The organism is Humidesulfovibrio idahonensis (assembly GCF_054657715.1).
Map to the genome: position 1 here is coordinate 1,740,210 of NZ_BAAHYE010000003.1, position 22,956 is coordinate 1,763,165.

At 65.3% G+C, this 22,956-nt stretch carries 23 protein-coding genes; 13 read left to right on the forward strand and 10 right to left on the reverse strand.

The features are described 5' to 3' along the window. Nucleotides 1–407: 407 nt before the first annotated feature. From ACYQ4W_RS14085 to ACYQ4W_RS14140, 12 genes are all read left to right on the forward strand, one after another. Nucleotides 408–872 carry a hypothetical protein gene (locus ACYQ4W_RS14085; RefSeq protein ID WP_459857850.1) on the forward strand — a complete coding sequence of 155 codons (465 nt, stop codon included), beginning with the start codon at nucleotides 408–410 and terminating at the stop codon, nucleotides 870–872. Then, nucleotides 860–1,354, forward strand: coding sequence for a hypothetical protein (locus ACYQ4W_RS14090; protein ID WP_459857852.1), 495 nt, complete (start codon nucleotides 860–862; stop codon nucleotides 1,352–1,354). The genes ACYQ4W_RS14085 and ACYQ4W_RS14090 overlap by 13 nt, the downstream gene beginning before the upstream one ends. Before the next feature lie 9 nt (nucleotides 1,355–1,363). After that, nucleotides 1,364–3,493 carry a phage tail protein gene (locus ACYQ4W_RS14095; RefSeq protein WP_459857854.1) on the forward strand — a complete coding sequence of 710 codons (2,130 nt, stop codon included), beginning with the start codon at nucleotides 1,364–1,366 and terminating at the stop codon, nucleotides 3,491–3,493. Between the two features lie 28 nt (nucleotides 3,494–3,521). Next, on the forward strand, nucleotides 3,522–4,418 hold the full coding sequence (locus tag ACYQ4W_RS14100; RefSeq protein WP_459857856.1) for a hypothetical protein: 897 nt from the start codon (nucleotides 3,522–3,524) through the stop codon (nucleotides 4,416–4,418). 1 nt (nucleotide 4,419) lies between these two features. Next, on the forward strand, nucleotides 4,420–5,100 hold the full coding sequence (locus ACYQ4W_RS14105) for a hypothetical protein (protein WP_459857858.1): 681 nt from the start codon (nucleotides 4,420–4,422) through the stop codon (nucleotides 5,098–5,100). A gap of 103 nt (nucleotides 5,101–5,203) precedes the next feature. Beyond that, nucleotides 5,204–6,226: a hypothetical protein gene (locus tag ACYQ4W_RS14110; protein ID WP_459857860.1), complete on the forward strand. Its 1,023-nt coding sequence runs from the start codon at nucleotides 5,204–5,206 to the stop codon at nucleotides 6,224–6,226. An 8-nt stretch (nucleotides 6,227–6,234) separates the two neighbouring features. Next, entirely contained in the window at nucleotides 6,235–6,549 is a 315-nt protein-coding gene (locus ACYQ4W_RS14115) for a hypothetical protein (RefSeq protein WP_459857862.1), read from the forward strand. A gap of 2 nt (nucleotides 6,550–6,551) precedes the next feature. After that, nucleotides 6,552–6,941: a hypothetical protein gene (locus ACYQ4W_RS14120; protein ID WP_459857864.1), complete on the forward strand. Its 390-nt coding sequence runs from the start codon at nucleotides 6,552–6,554 to the stop codon at nucleotides 6,939–6,941. Nucleotides 6,942–7,003: 62 nt separating this feature from the next. Further along, nucleotides 7,004–7,153: a hypothetical protein gene (locus ACYQ4W_RS14125; RefSeq protein ID WP_459857866.1), complete on the forward strand. Its 150-nt coding sequence runs from the start codon at nucleotides 7,004–7,006 to the stop codon at nucleotides 7,151–7,153. A 9-nt stretch (nucleotides 7,154–7,162) separates the two neighbouring features. Beyond that, nucleotides 7,163–7,567, forward strand: coding sequence for a 3TM-type holin (locus ACYQ4W_RS14130; protein ID WP_459857868.1), 405 nt, complete (start codon nucleotides 7,163–7,165; stop codon nucleotides 7,565–7,567). Continuing rightward, nucleotides 7,564–7,980 (forward strand): glycoside hydrolase family protein, encoded by a 417-nt coding sequence (locus ACYQ4W_RS14135; protein WP_459857870.1) that lies wholly within the window; start codon nucleotides 7,564–7,566, stop codon nucleotides 7,978–7,980. The genes ACYQ4W_RS14130 and ACYQ4W_RS14135 overlap by 4 nt, the downstream gene beginning before the upstream one ends. Nucleotides 7,981–8,144: 164 nt before the next feature. Then, complete coding sequence (locus tag ACYQ4W_RS14140; RefSeq protein WP_459857872.1) at nucleotides 8,145–8,453, forward strand: sll1863 family stress response protein; 309 nt, start codon at nucleotides 8,145–8,147, stop codon at nucleotides 8,451–8,453. A 44-nt stretch (nucleotides 8,454–8,497) separates the two neighbouring features. Here ACYQ4W_RS14140 and ACYQ4W_RS14145 read toward each other — a convergent pair whose 3' ends face one another. The 10 genes from ACYQ4W_RS14145 to ACYQ4W_RS14190 form a co-directional block, all read right to left on the reverse strand. Then, the gene (locus tag ACYQ4W_RS14145) at nucleotides 8,498–9,385 is read right to left on the reverse strand and encodes a DMT family transporter (protein ID WP_459857874.1); all 888 of its coding nucleotides are present in this window, start codon (nucleotides 9,383–9,385) and stop codon (nucleotides 8,498–8,500) included. Between the two features lie 196 nt (nucleotides 9,386–9,581). After that, nucleotides 9,582–10,166, reverse strand: coding sequence for a pentapeptide repeat-containing protein (locus tag ACYQ4W_RS14150; RefSeq protein WP_459857876.1), 585 nt, complete (start codon nucleotides 10,164–10,166; stop codon nucleotides 9,582–9,584). Nucleotides 10,167–10,403: 237 nt separating this feature from the next. Next, nucleotides 10,404–13,382 carry a DEAD/DEAH box helicase gene (locus ACYQ4W_RS14155; RefSeq protein WP_459857878.1) on the reverse strand — a complete coding sequence of 993 codons (2,979 nt, stop codon included), beginning with the start codon at nucleotides 13,380–13,382 and terminating at the stop codon, nucleotides 10,404–10,406. A 121-nt stretch (nucleotides 13,383–13,503) separates the two neighbouring features. Beyond that, nucleotides 13,504–14,418 (reverse strand): alpha/beta fold hydrolase, encoded by a 915-nt coding sequence (locus tag ACYQ4W_RS14160; RefSeq protein WP_459857880.1) that lies wholly within the window; start codon nucleotides 14,416–14,418, stop codon nucleotides 13,504–13,506. Nucleotides 14,419–14,553: 135 nt separating this feature from the next. Then, entirely contained in the window at nucleotides 14,554–15,288 is a 735-nt protein-coding gene (locus ACYQ4W_RS14165; RefSeq protein WP_459857882.1) for a hypothetical protein, read from the reverse strand. Continuing rightward, a complete protein-coding gene (locus tag ACYQ4W_RS14170) occupies nucleotides 15,242–16,228 on the reverse strand; it encodes a hypothetical protein (protein WP_459857884.1) in 987 nt (328 codons plus the stop codon). The genes ACYQ4W_RS14165 and ACYQ4W_RS14170 overlap by 47 nt, the downstream gene beginning before the upstream one ends. A gap of 351 nt (nucleotides 16,229–16,579) precedes the next feature. Next, on the reverse strand, nucleotides 16,580–17,953 hold the full coding sequence (locus ACYQ4W_RS14175; protein ID WP_459857886.1) for a sigma-54-dependent transcriptional regulator: 1,374 nt from the start codon (nucleotides 17,951–17,953) through the stop codon (nucleotides 16,580–16,582). Between the two features lie 22 nt (nucleotides 17,954–17,975). Beyond that, on the reverse strand, nucleotides 17,976–19,475 hold the full coding sequence (locus ACYQ4W_RS14180) for a sensor histidine kinase (RefSeq protein ID WP_459857888.1): 1,500 nt from the start codon (nucleotides 19,473–19,475) through the stop codon (nucleotides 17,976–17,978). A 3-nt stretch (nucleotides 19,476–19,478) separates the two neighbouring features. Beyond that, complete coding sequence (locus tag ACYQ4W_RS14185) at nucleotides 19,479–20,855, reverse strand: glucose-6-phosphate isomerase (RefSeq protein WP_459857891.1); 1,377 nt, start codon at nucleotides 20,853–20,855, stop codon at nucleotides 19,479–19,481. A gap of 84 nt (nucleotides 20,856–20,939) precedes the next feature. Further along, nucleotides 20,940–22,115 carry a pyridoxal phosphate-dependent aminotransferase gene (locus ACYQ4W_RS14190; protein ID WP_459857894.1) on the reverse strand — a complete coding sequence of 392 codons (1,176 nt, stop codon included), beginning with the start codon at nucleotides 22,113–22,115 and terminating at the stop codon, nucleotides 20,940–20,942. Between the two features lie 529 nt (nucleotides 22,116–22,644). On the opposite strand from ACYQ4W_RS14190, the gene ACYQ4W_RS14195 reads away from it, so the two are divergent. Continuing rightward, nucleotides 22,645–22,908, forward strand: a complete 264-nt coding sequence (locus ACYQ4W_RS14195; protein WP_487247254.1) for an RHS repeat-associated core domain-containing protein — start codon at nucleotides 22,645–22,647, stop codon at nucleotides 22,906–22,908. The last annotated feature ends 48 nt before the right edge of the window (nucleotides 22,909–22,956 follow it).

Here is a 22,956-nt window from a genome sequence, read left to right on the forward strand (position 1 = left end):
CAGTGCCTTGATGCGGCGGGCGGCGACGCCACGCCCCTCCCGGCCCGGAGCGCTGCATGCGTTTCCGGGCCGTGGTGTTTTGTGCCCACGGGCACTGCGGTGGTGCTGTCACCGCTCGCTCCCTTCCCTTGAATGAGACTCCCCCTCCCCTCTTCATGAAATAGCCAGTTGGCAACAAATCTCGCCCTGCGGGAATGCATTGCGCCCGACCTCCAGAGGCCTGGTGGCACAGCCTTGTATGTGCGTGCGTCGCTTCGTTTCCTCGCCACTCCAGACTTTCCCCAGGAGCTGTCAAGACGGAATTTTTGTCCTTTTACCGGCCAAAGACCGGCTAATTTTGTCAACTACCATAAAGCGCGGCTATACTTCGCTCCACACCGGGCAACTGCCCGGCGAAAGGAGCGCCCATGTCCCAATCCGTTCAGCTCATCCCCTTTGAGGTCCGGCACGCGGACGCTCTTTGCCTGCGGCCCGGCGCGCGGCAGATTCTGAGCCGTTTGGGACCTGTGCCGCAGCTTGCGCGCACCTATGCCGCGGCAGGTCCGGCGTGGACGCTCATGGCTGGCGGCTGGCCCTTGGCGTGCGGCGGCGTTGTGCGCTTTTGGCCCGGGGTCGGCGAGCTGTGGTGCTGGGCCGGATTTGAGACCAATCAACGCGCCCTGGCTTTTGCCCGGCAGGCCAAGGCCTGTGTGGAAGACCTGTTCGCCGGGCACGGCTTCCACCGGGTGCAGGCCCACGTGCGCGAGGACGACGACCGGGCGCAGCGTTTTGCGCGGTTTCTTGGACTTTCCCTGGAGGGCCGTTGCCAAGGTTATGGCCCGGACCAGGCAACCCACCAGATCTACGGGAGGTTTCAGGTATGGAAGGCGTAAGCAGCGTGATGCCCATTGCCGTGAAGACCGGCGCAAGCGTGCTCTCCAGCGCGTTGACGAGCGGCTCCGGCGGTTCGGGCGATGCCGCGGAGGCGCGGGCGCAGAGCGCGGAGAACCAGGCCAGGCGTCAGGCCGAGGCCCAGGCCCGCAGCACCCGCGAGCAGGTGCAGGAGCTGCGCGAGGACAATCAGCACAAGATGGGCTCTGCGCGGGTGGCCGCGGCCAACTCCGGGCTCGCCCTTTCCGGCAGCTCCCTGCTCAACCTCACCAGCGCGGAGGCCGCGGGCGACGAGAAGGTGAACCGCATCATGGACGAGTCCGCCCTGCGCATCCAAAGCATCCTCGACAGCGGTTCGGAGCAGGCCAGGAGCATCCGGCTTTCCGGCCGCGTGGCCGACAGCCGCCAAGGAGGCTTGAGCTCGCTGCTGCGCCTGGGCGCGCAGAGCCTGGGCTCCTCCAATCCCTTCAAGATCAATTTGTAGGGGGTCGCCATGTCGCTCGTTCCCGTTATCCTGACAAACTTCACTTCCGGCGAGCTCTCCCCGCGTCTGGCCGGGCGCGTGGACGTGTCCAAGTACTTCAACGGCTGCCAAAGCCTGGAGAACTTCCTGGTGCAGCCTCATGGCGGCGTGGCGCGCCGCAGCGGCATGCGCTTTGTGGGCGAGGCCGTGCGCAGCGGCGGCCCGTCGCTCTTGGTTCCCTACGAGGACGCCTCCGGCGCGGGCTGGGTGCTGGAGTTCGCCCAGAACGAGGCTGGCGCGGGCGTGCTGCGCTTCTGTTCCGGCTCGGGCCGGGTGCTTGCGCCCGGCGGGGCGATTATGGAGCTCGCCACGCCCTACCTGGCCCAGCACCTGAACGGACTGCGCTGGGTGCAGGACCGCTACAGCCTGATTCTGGCCCACGAGGCCTTTGCGCCGCGCAGGCTTTCGCGCCGGGCGGACGGCGGCTTCGAACTCACGGTCATGACCTTTGTGGACCAGCCGGAAACATGGAAGGACGGCAACTGGCCCGCCCTGTGCTGCCTGCACGAGGACAGGCTCGTCTTCGCCGCCACGCCGGACGATCCCTTCACCCTGTGGTTTTCACGCACGGGCGAGCACCTTGATTTCCGACTGGCCACGCGCGAGGTGCCCCTCGACGATTGGGACGATTTCGAGATCACGGACACCAACGGCGACAGTTTGTCCGACGGCAAGCCCGGCGACACCATCCTGCTGCTCGCGGGCGATTCGTTCCTCAAGAACACGGCTGTGTCCGGCGTCATGAGCGACGGCACCCTCTGCTACTACCGCTACATCGGCAGCCGCAGCGTCACGGCCGGACTCTCGGCCAGCCTGCGCATGAGCCTTGCGGCGACGCCCTCCACCGCCTCGGAGATCGAGTCCGTGCGGGACGCGGGGGGGGCTCTGCGCACGGACGTCTGGGAAATGTTCGCCATCGGCGATCGCACCGGCGCCGATCCCGGCGATGATCCGCTTGATGACGACGCCGTGGAGATCACCCTTTCCGCGCCGCGCGGCGGGCGCATCTGCTTTCTCGCCCCGCGCGACAAGCTGTGGATCGGATCGACCAGCGGCGAGTGGACCGTCTCCGGCAGCTCGGTAAACACGCCCGTGACGCCCGGCGGGGTCAAGGCCAACCGCGAGGGCACCTTCGGCTCGGCCCAGGTGCCGCCCTGCCAGGCCGGGGCCTCGCTTTTGTATGTGCAGCGCTCCGGCAAGAAGGTGCGCGAAATGGCCTACCGCCTGGCGTCGGACTCGTACACCTCCCAGGACCTGACGCTCTTGTCCGCGCATTTGGGCGAGGCGGGCATCATCCAGCTGGCGGCGGTGCAGGAGCCGGACCCCATGCTCTACTGCGTGCGCGCGGACGGCGTGTTGCTGGCCATGACCTACCTGCCGGAACAGGATGTCTGCGCCTTTTCGCGCATCACCACCCAGGGCGCGGTGGAGGCGGCCTGCGCCGTGTTCAACGAAACGGCCTGCCGCGACGAGCTGTGGCTCGTGGTGCGGCGCAGCATCGTTGAGAACGGCGTGGAGCGGACCCTGCGCTGCATCGAGACCCTGGCGCCCGGCTTCTCCGAAACAGCGGCGGACACCACGGGCGCGTTCTTCGTGGACGCGGGCCTGAGCTATTCCGGCGCGCCGGTGCGTGTGCTGACGGGCCTGGGGCACCTTGCCGGCCGCCGGGTGCAGATTCTGGCCGACGGCTCCGTGCTGCCGGAGCAGACCGTGGCCGCGGACGGGAGCATCACCCTGGGACAGGAGGCCGCAACCGTCCACGTGGGGCTGGGCTATTCCTCGGTGCTGCGGCCCATGCGCCTGGAGTACGCGGGCCAGCGCGGCAGCGCCCAAACGCGCACCAAGCGCATCACCGAGGTGGGCCTGCGCCTGTACCGCACCCTGGGCGGCAAGGTGGGACCGGACCTGGCGCGCCTGGAGCCGCTGCTCTACCGCACCAGCGCCGACTCCATGGACGGCCCGCCCGCCCTGTTCACGGGCGACAAGTCCGTGCGCTTCCCCCAGGGCTGGAGCCCGGACGGCGTGCTCACCCTGGTGCAGGACCAGCCTCTGCCCATGACCGTGCTGCTCATCGCACCCACCCTGGCCCTCAACGAATAGCCGCCGGAATTCCGGCCAAGGAGCACCCATGACCCTGTCCACCCAAATGTCCAAGGCCTCGTTTCTGGGCAACGGCGTCAGCACGGCGTTTCCCCTGCCTTTTCCCTTCCTGCGCGAGGCCGACATCAAGGCCCTTGTCAGCCATGACGGCGCGGCAACGCCGCTTGTGCTGGGCACGCACTACACCCTCTCCGGTGCGGGCAGCGCCGCTGGCGGGCACCTGACCATGCTCGCCCCGCCGGCCACGGGCCAAACGCTTGTGGTCTACCGCGCCCCGGCCATCGTGCAGGAGGTGGACTATGTGGAGAATTCGGCCTTCCCGGCCGAGACCCACGAGGGCGCGCTGGATCTGCTGACCATGATCTGCCAGTCGCTGCAGGAGCAGATCGACCGGGCGGTCGTCTATCCGGTGAGCACGCCGGACGAGGACATTCTCGATTCCACAAGCTTCCTTGCCGCTGCGGAGGACAGCAGGACCGCAGCCCGCCTGGCCCAGCAGGACGCGGCCGAGAGCGCCGCCAAGGCGGGGCAGAGCGCGGGCGCCGCAGCAAGCGCCGCCAACCGGGCCGAACTGGGCGCGGCTGCGGCCGAGGCCGTTGCCGCCACGGCGGACGGATTGGTGAAGGTCTCCGCGGGCGACACGCAGCCCCAGAGCCTGAGCACCAAGCTTACAGCGGGTGATGGCCTGGCCGAAACCCGGCTGAACCCCGGCGCGGCGGAGTCCTTGCGGCTCAGCGTGGCCCTTGCGTCCGCTTCGGGGCTGGAATTCGCATCCGGCCTGCTGCGCGTGCGCCCGGGCGCGGGGCTGGCACTTTCCGACTCCGGCCTGTCCATCGACGCCGCGCAGATTTCCAACACTCCGGCCCTGCGGCCGGCCATTGTGGCCGGACGCATCTTCAACCACGCAATGAATGGAGGTTTCTAACATGGGCACCACGTACAAAGAGGCGATCTTCTGCGGCAACATGGCGGGCAAGCAGACGCAATTCACCAACGCCAATGGCCTGACCTTCGTTGACATCACCACGGCGGACGCCAATGGCCCCGTGCGCATCGACTCCCTGGCCGTGAGCACGGACGATGTGGCGGCGGCGGTGCTGGCCCTCAAGCTCTCGGACGGGACCAACACCTACCCCTTGAGCAACATCGCCCTGACCCGGCCGGTCAAAAACGCCGTGACCAACGGAGCCATCACCTTCGCCTGGGCGGCGACCACCATCACGCGCTCGGCCGGCTCCTTCCTGGCGGACGGTTTCAAGGTCGGCGACATGCCCATTGTGACCGGCTGCCCGGACAGCGCGAACAACCTGGACGGCACCAAGGCCATTACCACGCTGACCGATACCGTGATGACCATCGGCACCGCGAGCATGACCACCCGCGCCGCCTGCTATGGCGTGGCCACCATCGCCCTGGCCGACGCCTTGGCCGTGACGAACCTGCTGGCCGCGACGAACATGGCGCCGTTCGTGGGCATCGACGCGGCGGGAAACAAGTTCCTTGAACTGCCGCAGGGCTGGAAGCTCCAGGCCGCGCTGCTGGCCGCCCCCACCAGCGGCAAGACCATGAACGTGCAGGCCCGCTGGGGCGCGTATGCTGGCGCGTAGCCTGCGCCGGGGCGACAGGAACCCGAAACCGGGGGCGGTCCTTACGGGCTGCCCCCGGCCCAAGACCCTGCGTTTCGGCAGCCCCTTCACGAGCGGCGGTTCCATGTTCGGCGACGGCTCCTATTCCAGCAACATCATCCAGGGCGGCGTGGTGCTTCAGCCCCAACCCTACATGCTGGCCGGGGAGCTGATTCCGAACTGCATCGTCATCACAGGCGCGGCCACGGTTGCCCCGGATGCTGAAACAGGCGCGGCGGTGTTCTCCTGCCAGAATATCGTTCTTATTGGGGCATCCGCCAGTTTGACTTCCACGACCAACTGCAAGGGCCTTGTCGGCTTCGCCAATGACCGCGCCATACTCCTAAATGGTGCACAGATGCACATGGACTACAAAGGCAAGGCCGGAAACTTCGGGGACACGTCTATTCTCGCCCTATGTCCTGCCCGTATCAAACGCAGGGTCAAATCCGTGGACTCGTTGGCGGCGTTTGTGGTGCTAGGCGAGGGGGCAGAAGGGGGGGCTGGTGCTGGCCCTGTTTCTAGCAGTGCATTCGCCAGCGGAATAGCTGGTGCTGCGGCAAAGGCAATGCAGACAGGGGGCGGCGGTTCCGGGGTGGTAGCCGGTGCCCCCGGCCCCGCCACCTCCGGCGCTGGTGGCAAAGGCGGGCCGTTCTGCGGTGGCGCTGCATCCAGCGGATACGTTGGCAACGGGGTTGGTAATCCGGCAGGGAAATATGGCGGCCCAGGCTCCGTGGGCACTGAAGAATATGGCGTTTGCTGCAATAGCGGCGCGGGCGACCCCCCCGGTACTGGTGGAGGGAATCGACTCGCTGGAACGGGTGCGGGTGGTGGCCTCCTGGCGCTGTTCGCGGCAGCCCTCAAGGTTTCCAGCGGGTGCAGAATCTCCGCAGACGGTTCTCCGAGTGCCGGGGCCAATGGCTTTGGCGCTGGCACCATTGATGGAGGCGCGGCAGGCGGTGGGTGCGTGTGCATCTGCACCAAGTCGGGGGGCTATAGCAATGGTGGGACCGTGCGCGCATCCGGCGGTGCGGGTACGTATGCCAGCAGTTATGGTACGGGCGGCGCTGGCGGCGTCGGCTCTGTGAACATCTTCCAGGCCGCATAGGGGGCACCATGATTCTGATTGACGACGGCAACACGGAACTTGGCAGGGCGCTGCGCGCGACCTTGCCCCAGGGCGCGGCGGTGCTGGCCGAGCCGGGCGAGTACGCCATATCCGCCTACCCCAGCGTTGTGGTGGACGTGCCCGCCTACATGCAGGACGTGCCGCTTCTCGACGAGCAGGGCGGCTTCCTCGGCATGGGCAAGCGCGTCGCCGCGGCCCACGTGCAGGTGCTGCGCATGCCCACGAGCTGGACGGCGGTGGAGGAGTTCGTGGCCTTTGTGACGGCGCGGGCGGCGGCAAATCCGGTCGGCCAGGCGGAATAGCCATGGACATGCACCAGCCCTGCGCCTTCCACGATCAGAGCATGGAGCAGCTGCGCGACGCGGTTCTGGATTTGAAGGATCAGCTGCGGCAAGGCATCGCCTCCGTGGCCGCCCAGTCCCGCGCTAACGGCGAAACCTTGGTGCGCATCGCCGATTCCCAGGTGGCCCGGCGCGAGCTGTGCGCCCGGCAGGAGACGCGCCTCACGACCGTGGAGCGCGGCGCGGACCTGCACCGCGACGCGCACACGGCGGAACGCGAGGAATATCTGGCCGAGCGCGCGGACCTTTGGGCGGCGGTGAACAAGCTGCGCTTCCATGTGTACGTGGGCCTGGGCGTGGGGCTGGTGCTGCAGACCCTTGTGCCGCTGGCCTTCCGGCTGGCGGCGAAATAGGACTGCCGCCCGCACGCGGGCGCAACGCATCGCCTTGAGCGGTGCAAACCAAGGGGGACGCAATGATTGATTCTCGTCGGTTGCTGAGCATGGTGGCGAAGGTGTCCAAATCCGTCTGGAAGGGCGCCGGCGTTCTGGCCCTGCGCCCTGTGCCGCTCTGGACCGTGGCGGCGCTGGCCGTGTTGTTCCTCCTTGGCCGCAGCATCCTGTAGGAGGACCGCATGGGCATTCTCGACTTTTTGCCTGTTGTCGGCGGAGCCGTGCAGAAGCTGCTCGACCTCATCCCCGACCCCAACGCCAGGGCCAAGGCGGCGGAGGAGTACCAGCAGACCGTGCTGGCCATCGCCGCCAAGGCCGAGGCCGATCAGCGCGAGATCAACAAGACCGAGGCGGCCTCCAACTCGCTCTTTGTGGCGGGCTGGCGGCCGGGCATCGGCTGGGTGTGCGCGCTGGCCTTGGCGTTTCAATACCTTGTGCGGCCCCTCGCCACCTGGGCCTCGGGCATTTGGTGGCCGGGCATGCCCGCCCTGCCGGGCCTGGATTCCAGCCTGTGGGAGCTCATGTTCGGCATGCTCGGGCTTGGCGGCCTGCGCACCATCGAAAAGACCAAGGGGGTGGGCAAATGAACGCGGAGCGCGTGGCGGCGCAGCTTGTGGTCGACGAGGGCCTGCGCCTCAAGCCTTACCGCTGTACCGCGGGCAAGCTGACCATCGGCGTGGGGCGTAATCTGGACGACCGCGGCATCACCGAAGCCGAGGCGCGGCTGCTGCTTGGCAACGACATTGCGGATTGCTGGACCAGGCTGCTGGCGGCCCTGCCCTGGCTGGTCGCCGCGCCGGAACCCGTGCAGGAGGCCCTGGTGAACATGGGCTTCAATATGGGCGTGGGCGGTCTGCTGACTTTCAAGCAGACCCTTGGGCTTGCGGCCGCGCGGGACTACGCCGGTGCCGCCCGGTCCATGCTGGCGTCCAAGTGGGCCGGACAGGTGGGCAAGCGGGCCCAGCGCCTGGCCGCGCAGGTGGGCGAAATCAAGGCGTAGGCGCGGCTTCGGCCGTTGGTTTGCGCTGCTGCGGGAAATTTTGCAGGACAAAGGCACGCCGGGGCGGCAGGTGCATGGACATGACCGCCGTCCGGACTTATTTTTGAAGGAATCGGAGTGCTATGGCTCCATCGTGACATGCGGGAGAAAATGGAGGTCGCATCATGGCCAGACAAGAGTTTCTCTCAGAGATGGAAGCGAAGCTTACGGCTTTTGACGCAAAGATGGCGCAATTGGCGGCGAGGCCCAAGCCCAAGGGAGAGCGGGCCGCCTTGGAGCGCCAGAAGACGTACTATTTCCTCAAGGCCCAGCGCGATGAGCTGCGCGAGCAGCTGCACCAGGCCGAGGCCGCCTCGGAAGACGGCTGGAACCGGTTCAAGGTCTCGGTGGAGCGGGTTTACGGGGATATGGTGCGCAGCATGGACGAAGCCTGCAACCGCATCGATGGCCCCGAAGAGGCCGGACTGTATTAGGTCCAGGCCTCCGGATAATTCTGAGCGCTGCGGAAGCTGCCGCGCTACGGCTTGAGCTGCGAGAGCAGCATGCCGCCGAGCATGAGCCCGCAGCCGAACATGGCGCGCAGGCTCAGCAGTTCGCCCAGGATGAAATAGCCCGCCACGGCGGCGAACACGGCCTCCAGGCTCAGGATGATGGCGGCGTGGGCCGGGTCAGCGTCGCGCTGGGCCACCACTTGCAGCGTGTAGGCCACGCCCACGCTCATGAGGCCGCCGTACAGAATGGGCACGGCCGCGCCGGAAACGCCCGCCAGGGTGATGGGCTCCGTGACGAAGCCCGCGCCCAGGCTCAGGGCGGAGCAGACCACGAACTGCGCCGCGGCCAGCTTTACCGCGTCGGTGCCGTCCATGCCGGGCGAGAGTTTGCCGATAACAAGCACGTGTCCGGCCCAGAACACCGCGCCGATGAGCTCCAGCACGTCGCCGTAAGCGATGCTGAAGTCCTCGTTCACGCTCAAAAGATACAGTCCCGCCGCCGCCGCGATGGCGCCTATCCACGTGCCCACCCCCGCCCGCTGCCTGAGGGCCAGGCCGAACAGCGGCACCATCACCACATACAGTCCGGTGATGAACCCGGCCTTGCCCGCGGTGGTGTGGACGATGCCCACCTGCTGCAAGGCCGCGCCCGCAAACAGCACGCATCCGGCGATGACGCCGTAGCGCACCAAGCGTTGCGAATCCATGCCCGCGCCGCCGCCCTCGCGCGTGCGCGTCTGCTGCATTTTCCAGATGAGCGGCTGCAGCGCCAGGGCGCCCAGGGCGAAGCGGATGCCGTTGAACGTGAACGGCCCGACGTGCTCCATGCCCAGGCGCTGGGCCACGAAGGCCGCGCCCCAAATGAGCGCGGTGAGCATGAGCAGGCCGTCGGCCTTGAGCTTGTGTGCGAGCATGTCCTTCCTTGACCGGTGCGGACCGGGGAGTCTTGTGGCTGGCGCATCCTGGCGTCAGCCCGGAAGAAATACAGCGCCCCCCAGGTCTGGGCAAGGGAAAATCTCCTCCTTTTGCGCAGGAGAATGGCGGCTCTTGCGCTGGGACCGACAGGCTGCGGCGAGCCGTGGGCGGGCCAGACCAAGCCGCCGTGTGGGATTATTTCAGCGTGATGTTGAAGTTGGACAGCAGCGAAACCGCCTCCGGCAGGGAGAAGATGGTCTTCTGGAACCGGTTCGTGTCCGCGTTGATGAAATAGTTGAACGAAGAGGAAAAGTCCGCGTGGCTCAGGTCGGCGTTGTGGAAGGTGCAGTTGCGCAGATCGCATTCGTCGAAGACCGCGTAGGCGAGCTTGGTGTCCATGAACGAGGCGTCGTGGAACGAGCAGTTGGTGAAGCGGTATTTCGAGAGGTTCATGGAGAAGAACGCGCAGTTGTCCATGAGGCAGCCGTTGAAGGATGCGGAGAAGACGCCGCTGGGGTTGCTCCAGTTGATGCCGCTGAGTTTTGAGTTCAGGAACTTTGCGCCGATGATCCTGGTTGCGCGCAATTGCGCCAGCGAAAGGTTGCAGCAATCGAAGACGCAATGCTCGAAGGTGCAGTTGGCGAGCTGCGCATATTGAAACGACGAGTTGCGGAACACGCAGTCGTAGAAGCTGGCGGCATGGAGCGCGGCGTTGTCGCCCGCAATGTTCGTGAAGGTCTCGTTCTCGTGCTCGCCGTTCAAGTCCGCCCAATCCTGCATGGCCGCTCTTCTCCCTTTCTTTTCGCCGGGGGGCTGAGGTTCCGCCTCCTCCTCGCTCCTGCGCCAGCGTGACGCGCCGTTTTGATGTTCCGGCGCTGTCCGCTGCGCTGTTCCGACATCCTGTCTCAACGTTGCGGGGTACTGCGGCCCAACGGCTGGGCACCCCCGCAACGCCATGGGGATTCCAAAGGGCCTCAGGTCCTTTGGCCGCCGGAGGCTATTGCTCTTTTCTTCGCCCTACCACTCCACCGGCAGCCGCGCCTTTTGCCCGGCCTTGTTCGAGAACAGCACGTAGCGGTGCTCCCGGCCGAAGAGATACAGGTCGCGCGTCACTGCCACGTCCTGCCTGCAGTACTTGGCGATTTCGTCGAGCCTGCCCTCTTTCCACCAGGCCAGGGCCTGGAGGCCGTCGGCGCTTTTGCCCACGTCCAGGGTGGCCTGGGCCAGGTTGTCGAGCTTGAGGCGGTAGCCCAGGCGCTCGTGCACGCGCAGCAGCATGTCCAGGGTCGGCAGGCTGCGCCAGGCGAAGGGATGCGCCCCGGCCAGCACGCCGTAGTCGAAGCGCAGGATGTTGAAGCCGACCACGAGGTCCATGGCCTTGAGGCGCTCGGCGAGCTTGGGTATCTCGTGCTCCTGGTAGTCGATGTACTCGTCGGAGCCGGAGTCGTACAGGACGGCGATGCTGATGCCCATGAGGTCCGGCCGGTTCCAGCCGCCCACATCGGCGGCGCTGCGCCGCGTCTCCACGTCCACCACGCCGAAGCGTTTGGGGATGATGACGGCGGGCGCCTGGGCTCCGGCCTGTCCCGTCTGCTGTCCAGCGGATTGGTCGCTCATGCTGGCCTCCTCGGATTGCTGTGCGGTTGCGGCCGGTTCTGGCGTTGTTGTGGGCGCAATGCCCGGCGCGATGTCCGGCGCGATGTCCGGCCCGGGCGTTCCGCCCGTGAGTTCGCGCAGCAGAAAGAGCGCCGCGGCCTTGTCGATGGGCCGGTTGCCGCTGCCGCACTTGGGCGAGTGCACGCAGGAGGGGCAGCCCAGCTCGCAGGGGCAGTCGCGCACCACGGCCAGGGTGCGCTCCATGAGCTCCTCGGCCCGGGCGAAGGCTTCGCGCGTCAGGCCCGCGCCGCCGGGCATGCCGTCGTAGATGAACACGGCTGCTCCGCCGGTCTGCTGGTGCATGGGCGTGCTGATGCCGCCCAGGTCGTTGCGGTCGGTGAGCACCAGCAAGGGCAGAATGCCGATGGCCGCGTGCTCCAGGGCATGGATGCCGCCCATGAAATGCAGGTACTCGGCCTCGGCGTTTCTGCGCGCGTCGTCGGGCACGTCGAGCCATATGCCCTCGGTCTCGAACACGGACGGCGGGAGGTCGAGGGGCACCATGCCGAGCAGCGTGCCGCCGCGCGTGCTGCGCTTTTCAAAGCCGGTGATGTGCTCCGTCACCTTGAGCCGCGCCAGGGTGAAGCGCGTGCCCAGCACCTCGCGCCGGTCGAAGACCTCCAGAATCTCCGTCTCCTTGCTGCTGCGCACGCGGGTGTAATAGCCCACGCGCGCCGGCCTGGCCTTCACGGTCTGGCCGGGCAGGTCCAGGCTCTCGATGAGCCAGGTGCGGCCCCGGTGCAGGTACACCGCGCCGGGGTGGGTCTCGCGGCAGGCGCGCAGGCTGTCCACCGCGCCGATGACCTCGCCCGTGTCCGCCGCCTCGATGGTGATCTGCGAGCCCGCGCCGCGCAGGTCCACCTCGCGCTGGGGGCGCTTGCGCGGAGAGAGCACCTCGCGGCCGTCCGCGCTTTCAAGCAGCGTGCCTTTGGCCAGCAGGGCCGCCAGGGCCTCGCGCGCGCCCGGGGAGTCGAGATAGGGCTCGCCCTGGCCGCTGATGTCGAGAGGCAGCTCGGCCGCGGCGCAGATGAGATGGCGGGGCAGAATGACCGGGTTGGCAGGATTGAGCACGGCGTTTTCCGGCGGCCGGGCGAAAAAGTCCTCCGGGTGGCGCATGAAGAACTGGTCCAGGGCGTCCTCTTGCGCCACCAGCACCACGGCGCTCTCCTGCTGGGCGCGGCCCACGCGGCCCCCGCGCTGCAGGGTCGCCATCACGCTGCCCGGGTAGCCCACCAGAATGCACACGTCGAGCCCGCCGATGTCGATGCCGAGCTCCAGCGCGCTGGTGCTGATGACCGCGAGCAGCTCGCCCGAGGACATGCGCGCCTCGATCTCGCGGCGCTCCTCGGGCAGAAAGCCCGCGCGGTAGGCGCTGATCTTGTCCTTGTACGGCCCGCTTTTTTCGCTGGCCCACATGGCGATGAGCTCGGTCATGCGGCGGCTTTGCGCGTAGACGATGGTCTTGAGCCCGCGCGAGAGCGCCGCCTGCAAGAGCTGGATGGCCGCGCCCGCCGGGCTGTCCTCCGGATTCAGAAAAACCATGTGCCGGGCCCCGGCCGGAGCGCCGCTCTCGGTCACGGCCACGGGCTCAAGCCCGGTCAAGAGCTGGCACAGCTCCGCCGGGTTGCCCACCGTGGCGGAGCAGAACACGAACACTGGGTCCGAGCCGTAGTAGCGGCAAATGCGCTGGAAGCGCCGCAGCACCTGGCTCATGTGCGCGCCCAGCACCCCCCGGTAGGTGTGCACTTCGTCGAGCACCACATGCGTCAGCGTGGCGAAGACCTGGGCCCAGGTGCCGTGGTGCGGCAGCATGGAGAGGTGCAGCATCTCCGGGTTGGTCAAAAGCAGGTTGGGCGGCTTTTTGCGGATCTTGGCCCGCTGCGAGGGCTTGGTGTCGCCGTCGTAGATGGCGGCCGTGGGGCGGCGCGCGGCGGGCACGCCCTCAAGCCCGTCGATGAGCTCCGTGAAGCCGCGCAGCTGGTCTTGGGCCAGGGCCTTGAGCGGGTAGATGGCGATGGCGCGGCTGTCCGGATTGGCGAGCACGGCCTCGATGATGGGCAGCTGGAAGGCGAAGGTTTTGCCGCTGGCCGTGGGCGTGGCCACCACGACATGCCTGCCGCCGCGCACAAGGTCGGCGGCCAGGGCCTGGTGGCTGTACAGGGCGTCGATGCCGCGCGCGGCGAGCATTTCGCGCACGGCCTTGGGCCAGGGCCGCCGGGGCTCGGCGTACTCGGCATCGCGGCCGGGCAGCAGGCGGTGGTGGCACACCTGCCTGCCCAGGCGCTCGCTGGCCAAGAGGGCGCTTATGTATTCGGCGACGGGAGAAACGGGCTCGGACATGGGCCGAGCATAGGGGAAAGGGCGGCTGGGGGGAAGGGGGGCGGTAAGGCCCCGCGCCACGGCGGAATGAGCAGGAGCAAAGCGGTCCCGTCCGGCCTTTTGTTCAGGAGGGCTCGGCGTGTCAGTCCGAGGTTCCGGCGTCCATTGCCAGCCGGGAAATGGCGGCCACGATTTGCGGCCAAGTCCCCGTGGGCATGTCGTGGCCCATTCCGGCAATGATCAACAGCTTTGCGCCCGGTATCACCTGGGCCGTGTCCTTGCCGGCTTCCGCAGAGATCAGCGGGTCATCCGCGCCGTGAATCACGAGGGTCGGCGTTTGCAGCGCGGAAAGCGCGGCGCGCCGGTCGCCATTGGCCAACAGCGCAGCGTTCTGGCGGGGCATTCCCTGCGGATAATAGGAGCGGTCATAACTCTGCTCAAGGAACGTCCGGGCCCGTTCCTCCTCAAAGGGATAGCCTGGGCTCCATATCTTGCGCCATACGTTGAGATTGTGCCCGATATTGGCTTCGCGTCCCTCTGGCGCCGGCGCGACAACAGCCGCGATGGCCTCCTGCTGGCCCTGCGGAACATTTGGATTGCCCGTGCACGACATTATCGAGGTCAGGCTCAACACATGCAGGGGGTGCCGGTAGGCCACGACCTGGGCGATCATGCCGCCCATGGAAGCGCCGCAAATATGCGCCTTTTCGATGCCGAGCGTCGTGAGCAGGCCAATGCAGTCGTCGGCCATGTCATCCAGGGAATAGGGGGCCTCCACCGGTTGACCGGCCATGGCGGCCTGGATGAGGGCCATCATGTCCGGAATCCCCGCCGCGTCGAACTTGGTCGAAAGGCCTGCATCGCGGTTGTCAAAGCGGATGACGAAAAAACCTGCCTGGACCAGCAGTTCGCAAAAGGCGGCATCCCAAACGAGCATCTGGGCGCCATTGCCCGCGATAAGCAAGAGCGCCGGGCGGGAGCGCTCACCAAAAGTCTCGTATTCGATCTGAATTCCGTTGGCTGTCGCTTGGGGCACTGCGGACTCCTTGCTGATCAAAATCGAGTGAATGATGAGGTCCAGCCATTGTCGTGACGGCCTTGCTCATCGCTTGCCTGTTCAAGCACACCGGCCGGGCCGAGCATAGGTGAAAGGGCGGCGAGCCTCAACTGGCGGTTCATGACGAGTGTTGCCCTATTGCTGCACAGCCTTGATGCGCTTGATTTTGATGATGTTGCGAAGCAATCTGGAGTCCAGATTGCTTATGGTCCTTGCCTCGCCGATAACAGGCATCATCGTGAATCGGTCAACGAGGATGAAGGCGTCTGTGACGGAGGTTATGACTTCCCTTGTCGCCTTGTTCGTGTTCGTTGTCTCGGTGCGTGCTTTTATTACATAGCACTCCGTTCCATTATAGGTGGTCACGCCGGAGAGGATGGCCTTTGTTTTTTCTTGGGTCGTGTCCTTATCCGGTATGTCCAGCGGGGCATGGTCGGAAATCTGCTGCAGATTGGCCGTGCTTTTGTTTGTGTAGGGCATGAAGAAACAGTTGAAGAGCTGGCCTGTCGAATTCAGTGCTTTTTTGACGGCTGGATCTTCTTTGTTGACCTTACCCTTTGTGTTGAGGATGTCGACGTCGGAAATCGAGCCGGATTTGTCGCTGTGGACAGTGGCGGCAATAGTTACTTTCCCGCCAGAGAAAGTGACCGCCCACAAGAGGCCATCCTCGGATTTGGCAACGGTGTAGAGGGCCTTCAGCGAACCGAGGGAGTATTCTGTTCCGTTGAGAACGAGAAAGTCCTCTATGACAAGCTGTCCACTTCCGGGAACATATTGCGGTGTGACCGGGCTAGGGATTGGTGCAACGGCGACTTCGCTGAGTTCAAATGGTTTTGCGCATCCGGAGAGCAGGAGCATCGCGATGAGCATTAACAAGATTCTTTTCATTGTTATCTTCATCCTTGTTGAGCTTTTCGATGTTGTCTTTGACGAATTTCAGTACTGCCGCCGCTTGGCGCTCAAGCTCGGCGTCTTGCTGCCTGGCGGGAACGGAATTTGAGACAAAGACGAAGTTGGCGATTTCTTTTCCGTTCTTGAAAACCACAGTATCTGAGCTGAAGGAGAAGATTCCCTCATCCATCAGGGTTTCGGGCCTGTAGCTGCCTTTGGTGACATATGAGGCGATTTTGAACGTCGCCTTTGTGGAATTGGAAAAGAGTCTCGCCTTGTCGATCTCTCTCTGGATTTTGTTCGGGATGGCATTATCCGCAATGCGGGCTATGTTGCTCGGGTTTCCATTTTTTGAAGCAAACACGAGCATTTCGATATTCGCAACGGTCAGGGGCAGCACGCCTTCGACATATTCCAGCGTTCCGTCAATGGGCGCTTCCCTTGGACTTCTGGAGAACGTTGATGCGCGGGGGACGTTGTTTGAAAAGCGGATGACCACATCGCGCACCGCATTTTGGAATGCGTTCTGGCCTATTGTTTTGTTGATGCAGTCGTCGGAACAGTTCGTCGCCACAGCTTCAAACTCTTTGCTGTAGTGGGCGGAGTATAGCTGAGCGCCTGTGTTCGGGTCCACGAATGCCAAGGTGGCAGCGAACTGCGCTGGCCTGTTGACAGCGTAGAGCAGCAAACTGCCGGCCTGCAAGGCATCAGCTGTGCACCGCACCTGCACTGCTGGGGCGGAATCGTAGTCCTTCTCGCCAGGCTGCTTGAAGGAACTGCGCAGAATTTTGACCGTGGTGCTGAGCAACTGGCCTCGTGTGCCGCCAATGGGTGCAGCGTCTCCCGCTATGGATGCGTCTTTCGATTGGGGGGCGTTTGCCACTTCAACGACAACGCCGCTCAACCGGAATTGCTTCAAATTTGTCTCTGCGCCCAAGAGAGGTTGGGCTACGGGAGGGCACTTGGGAGTGGCACAGCCGCAAAGCATCAGTGTCATCGCCAGGGCAACACATTGTATTTTCATTTCATCCCCAAGATATCGTTATATCAAATGGTAAAATAGAAATTCGCAATAACACGTATAGTGAAACACGTTCCAGAGGTTGAAGCTATAGCCTCTGGTCGAGAATGCGACAACATGTAATTTGCGGGAAGTGATTCCAACTAAAAGAGTAGGATAGTCCGTAAGCGGACCAAGCTGGCGCAACAGCCCCCCGCCTCGTCGGTCAAGGGGGACAGCGATTTATCCGGGGCAAGAACAGGCCGGGGGCTACTTCGCCGAAATCGCGTACTTTTTCAGCTTGTACTGCAGCAGGCTCTTGGAGATGTTCAGCAGTTCCGCAGCCTTCACCTGGATGAAGTCGGCCTTGACCAGGGCCCGGCGGATGACCGCGGCCTCGATCTTCTCCAGAGTTTCGGAGAGGTCGAGCTTGGTGGGCAGCAGGTCCACGGCGCTCTTGAACTGCGACTCCTCGTCCTTGATCTCCGGCGGCAGGTCGTCGGCGCCGATGGTGTCGGAGGAGGACAAGACCACGCAGCGCTCAATGACGTTTTCCAACTGGCGCACGTTGCCCGGCCACTCGTAGGCCGAGAGGTAGTCCATGGCCGAGGGGCTGAAGCCCTTGAACTCGCGCGTGTTCTCCTTGGCGAACTTGTCCAGGAAGTGCGCGGCCAGAAAGGGAATGTCCTCGCGCCGTTCGCGCAGGGGCGGCAGGTGTATGCTCACCACGTTCAGGCGGTAGAAAAGATCCTCGCGGAAGCTGCCGTCGGCCACGGCCTTGGTCAGGTCGCGGTTGGTGGCGGCCACGATGCGGATGTCCACCTCCACCACCTCCGTGCCGCCCACGCGCTCGAAGCGGCGCTCCTGCAGCACGCGCAAAAGCTTCACCTGCATGTCTTGCGATAGCTCGCCGATCTCGTCCAGAAACAGCGTGCCCTTGTCGGCCAGCTCAAAGCGCCCGCGCCGCCGCGAAACCGCGCCGGTGAAGCTGCCTTTCTCGTGGCCGAAGAGTTCGCTTTCCAGCACGCCGGGGTTGAGGGCCATGCAGTTGACCGAGACGAAGGGGCCGTCCTTGCGGGGGCTCTCGTTGTGGATGGCCTTGGCGATGAGCTCCTTGCCGGTGCCGCTCTCGCCGGTGACGAGCACGGTGCTGCGGCTGGGCGCGGCGCGGTGCACCATGTCGAGCACGTGGCGCATGCTCTTGTCGCGGCCAACGATGTTCTCCGGCCCGAAGCGCTCCTGGATCTGGCGGCGCAACTGGCGGTTTTCCTGCTGGGCGCGGGCGTACTGCATGGCCTTGGAGAGCGAGAGCAGCAGCTCCTCGTTGGAAAAGGGCTTGGTGATGTAGTCGAAGGCGCCGGTGCGCATGGCCTCCACCGCGGCCTCAATGCTGCCGAAGGCGGTCATGATGAGCACGGGGATGTGCGGATAGTGCTTTTTGACGTGGTCCAGCACGTCCTTGCCCGTGAGCTTGGGCATCTTCATGTCGGTCACCACCACGTCGACCTCGGACTCCTCAAGGAAGGCCAGACCCATCTCCGGGTCGGAAAGCGGCGTCACCTTGTAGCCCGCGTCGGAAAGAATGGCGTCCAGCACCAGCAGATAGTTCTGCTCGTCGTCCAAAATGAGAATATTGCCTGGCATGGTCTGGCTCCGTGTCGTTGTTCTAGGCTTCGGCCGGGGCCGGGGGATCGGCTTCGTCGTTCTTCGCCACGGCGGGCAGGGTCAGCTCGACGATGGCGCCGCCCTCCGCGTGGTTCTTCAAAACCACGGCGCCGCCGTGGCTCTCCACAATGCTGGTGACGATGGCCAGGCCCAGGCCCGTGCCCGTGTCCTTGGTGCTGAAGAAGGGGTCCTTCATCTTGTCCAGGTTCTTCACGTCGAAGCCCGGGCCGGAGTCGTGCACGTCGAGCACCAGCCAGGGGCCGCCCTCGCGCTCCGGTTCTTCCGCCGGCTCCTGGCGCACGGTCACGTCGATGTGGCCGCCCTCGGGCATGGCCTGCATGGCGTTGCCCAGCACGTTGTACACCGCGCGGTACAGCAGGTCGCGGTCGCCGCGCACAAAGGTGTTGTCCGGGCAGTCCCGCGTGAGCTGGATGCCCTTCTCCTCGCACTCGTGCTCCAAGAACACGCAGGCCTGCTCCAGAATGCGGCACAGGTCCACTTCATCCATGCGCGGCTGGCGCGGCCGGGCGTAGTCGAGGAAGTCGTTCACCGTGCGCGAAAGCCGGCGGCTTTCGTCGTAGATGGCTTCGATGATGCGCGTGTGCGGGTGGTTGTCGGCCTTGGCCTTTTTCAGCACCAGTTCGGCGCTTGATTGGATGATGCCCAGGGGGTTTCTGATCTCGTGGGCCACGCCGGCCACCATGCGGCCCATGCCCGCGAGCTTTTCCTGCTGGTGCAGCTCGGCCATGAGCTTTTCCTTCTCGGCCTGGCGCTCAGCGCTGATGCGGTCCACCCGGCGCAGAATGCTGATGATGAGCGAGAAGAGCACCATGCTGGTGATGAGCGAGGAGGAGTAGACCAGCCGCTCGAAGTTGACCACGGCCATGTAGTCGTCGGTGATGTCCTGGCTGAACTCCAGAATGCCCATGATGGGATTTTTGGCCCCGGGGCCGAAGTTGCGCTCCATGCGCAGGGGGGTGAACCCGCGCATGACAACGCTGCCGGGCCGCATCTCGATCTTGAACAGGGCCGAGAAGCCCGAGACCTTGCTGAACAGCTCGAAGCTCGGCTCCTCGTGGTTCAGGGCGCGCTTGACGCCTTCACCGGCCAGTCCGGTGCGCAGCACCAGGTTGGGGTCGGTGCAGTAGGTCACGCGCAGCTCGGGGTCGTAGATGCGCACCTCCTGCACGTGGAAGCTGTGGATGGTGGTGCGCACCACTTGGTCGAGGCGGGCGAACTGGTCGGGTATGCGCAGGGAGATCTGCCCGAAGCCGATGATGGTGGGCAGGGTGAAGCGCGTGAAGATCTGGTGCGAGAGGTTTTCGGAGAGCAGCAAGCCGAATTCCTTCTGCTTTTCCAAAAGAACCCGCTCGGCGTGCTTGGAGAGGAACACCGAAAGCGCCAGGTTGGTGCCGAGGATGAGCAAAAGGAAGGTCCAGGTGAGGACCTTGACGAACTGCAGGGGCTTGTGATTGCCCAGCAGGCTGGAATAGATGCTCAAGGGCTAGAACCCCCGCTCGTCGCGGCCCGCGCCGGACCCTTGCCCGGTGAACGCGGCCAGCGCGGCCTTTTCCTCGGCAAGACCGGCGGCCCCGAGCCGGGCTTTGGCCAGGCGCTTGCCCAGCTCAACGGCGGGCTGGTCCACGGGATTGATGCCCATGAGCCAGCCGGTGAGCAGCGTTGCCGCGCCCAGCAGGGCCATCATCTTTCCGGCGGCGTGGGCATCGTCCTTGTCCAGGCGCAGGGCCAGCAGAGGCACCTCGTTCTGGGTCAGGGCCATGCGCGTGCCCAGGGCCTCGGCGGGCAGCAGCTCGCCAAAGCGCTTGCCCTGCAGGTAGTCGAAGATCTCCGGCATGTCCGCCGGGAAGGGCAGGCCCGCAGGCCCCTTGGCCCGCTCCACGAACAGGCAGGCTTTGTTGCGCGGACCGTCCAGGAACATCTGGTTCACGCTGTGCTGGTCGGTGACGCCCACCGCCGGAATGGGCTGGCTGCCCTGGCCGTTTTTGCCCAGGCTTTCGGCCCAGAGCTGCGCGAACCAGTCGGCGAAGCTGGCCCACTGCGGAATGTAGAAGAAGGTGATGAGCTCGCTGTAGCCCGCGTCCATGAGGGCCTTGGCCCATACGGCGAACTCGAAGGACGGGTGTGCGGTCAGCGCGGCGGCGTCCAGCTTCGGCTGGGCCAGGGGCGCTGCCACGGCTTTGAAGCCCTGCACCAGCCCGCGCCAGTCCATGCCGAGGAACGCGGCGGGCACGAGGCCCACGGCGCTGATGGCCGAGTAGCGGCCGCCAAGGTTGTCGGGCACGGGCAGGGTGCGGATGCCGAACTGCGCGGCCTCTTGGCGCAGGTAGCCCTTGTGCTCGTCGGTGTTGAGCAGCAGGTGGTCCTTCCAGGCCGCGGGCAGGGCGTTCTTCAGCCACTGCTTGACCAGAAAGTACTGGCCGATGGTTTCAATGGTGTCGCCGGATTTGCTGACCACATAGACCAGGGTCTTTTCCGCCGGCAGGCGCGAGAGGTGGGCCTCCAGGCTGGCGGCGTCGACGTTGTCCAGAATCCACAGGCTCTTGCCCTTGTGGCCGGGCAAATCTTGGCCGGGCGCGAAGGCTTTTTGCAACGCGCGCGCGCCCAGAGCCGAGCCGCCTATGCCGAGCAGCAGCATGTGTTCGAACCGCGGCAGATATTCGGCCTCAAGCCCGGCCAGATCTTTTTCCAGGGCATCAAGAAACGGCAGGGCCAGGAAGGGCAGCCTGCCGCCGGCCACCTCGCCCGCGAGCTTTGCGGCCATCTCGTCCGCGCGGGCCCGCAGGCCAGGGTGGGCGGGCAGCCTCTCCCAGCAGGCGTTGGTCCAGTCCAGAACATCCTGATGCTTGGAACCTGCGGTCATGAAGCCTCCCCACCCGGCGACGGGTTGTTGCGGGTTTTCGCGGGTTGGTTCGTGGTTGCGCGCTGCCCGGCGCAAAACGCCCGCCTATTTGCCGAGCAGCACCTTGCCCACCTTGGCAAGGGCGGTCATGAGCACCTCGTCGGCCACGGCGTAAGAGAAGCGCACGCAGCGGTCGTCGCCGAAGGCGCTGCCGGGCACCAGGGCCACACCCGCTTCTTCGAGCAGGCGGGTGCACAGCGAGGCCGAGTCGGGCATCTCCGGCGTGTAATACTTTTCCACCACGGGGAAGAGATAGAACGCGCCGTCCGGCTTGGGACAGGTGACGCCCGGCCAGCTGTTGATGACCGAAAGCGCCAGGTCGCGGCGGCGCACAAAGGCGGTCTTCATCTCGTCAACCAGCGTCCAGGGCCCGTTGAGTGCGGCCACGGCGGCCTTCTGCGACACGCTGTTGATGTTCGAGGTGCTCTGCCCCTGGATCTTGGCGCAGGCCTTGATCAGGTCGGCATGGGCCAGGGCCCAGCCCACACGCCAGCCGGTCATGCAGAAGCTCTTGGAGAGCGCGCCCACGATGGCTACGCTTTCCGGGTTCTTTTGCCAGAAGTGCGCCAGGGTGCTGGGTTTGGCCGGCTCGTACACCAGGCGGTCGTACACTTCGTCGGAAATGATGAAGATGCCGCGCGCCTTGGCCCAGCGGGCTATCTCGTCCAGGGCGTCCTGCGGGTAGTGGCAGCCCGTGGGGTTGCTCGGCGTGTTCAGCATCAGCACCGAGGTGCGCGGGGTGCACATGTCCTCAAGGTCGCGCACGCTGACGCGGAAGCCGCTCTCCGGCGTGGTGGGCACAATGACGGGCACGCCGTCGGCCAGCTCCACCATGGCGGTGTAGCTCACCCAATAGGGCGCGGGGATGAGCACCTCGTCGCCGGGGTTCAAAAGCGCCATGAGCAGATTATACAGCGCCTGCTTGCCGCCGCAGGTGGCGATGGTGTTTTCCGGCTTGGCGCACACGCCGTAGGTCTGGCCGTAATACCCGGCAATGGCGGCGCGCAGGTCGGGAATGCCCGGCACCGGGGTGTAGCGGGTGAAGCCGTCGTCGATGGCTTTCTTGGCGGCCTCGCGCACGTGGTCCGGGGTGCCGAAGTCCGGCTCGCCCACGGCCAGGCTGACGATGTCGCGTCCCTGGGCCTTGAGTTCCTGGGCCTTGGCGTTCACGGCCAGCGTGGCCGAGGGCTTGAGCTTCTTGAGTCTGTCGGAAATGCGCATGGGGATACCGTCCCTAGGGCGTAAGTGTAGGAGGCGGTTTGCCCCGCCTGACCCAGTATTAGAGCAAAACCGGGCCAAGGGAAAGGGGGGATGTGCGATGCGGCCGCGGCGGGGCCCGCGCAAGAGTGTCATAGCGGATTTGCGCCAGTCTTCCCGTCCCCTGTCAACCCGCCATTTTTGTCCTTTTTCCGGCCAAATCCCTGCCGATTTTGTCCGGCGCCGCAACGTGGGGTTATGCTTGCGTAACCCAATCGGGAGGCTCCGCCTCCCGCGCCCTCCGCCGGGGGGAATGATTCCCCCCGGTCCCCCTCATATGGTGAACAGGCCCGGCAATGCATGAGGCCCAGGCACTTCGCCCCATTTGCGGGTCCAGGGGGTGCATACCCCCTGGCGGGGTCCAAGGGGCTGCGCCCCTTGATGTATTTACCTTTCGCTCGCGTCGCCCCCATCGCCCTGGCCGCCTGGCCTAGTCGGCATCGGGTGGTGTTCGACAGCACAACTATCTGAAATATAATAATTATATGGCCACATGGGCACGCCCATGGCCCTTGCCAATCTGGACGGTGGTATTGTACAGACGATGCAATATGATGCCTTCGGAAATCTGGTGGCGGCGCGCGGCGATGCGGTGCGGCTGCCGCTGGGCTTCGCGGGTGGGCTCTTTGACGCCGACACCGGCCTGACCCGTTTTGTCTGGCGCGACTACGACGCCGACACTGGCCGCTTCACCGCCCTGGACCCCCTTGGCGCCAAGGGCGGGGACACGGACTGGTACGGCGACTCGCGTCGATGATCCGGGGAGTTTCGCTGGCCATGCCGTATCGAGCCCGCCGCCGCCACT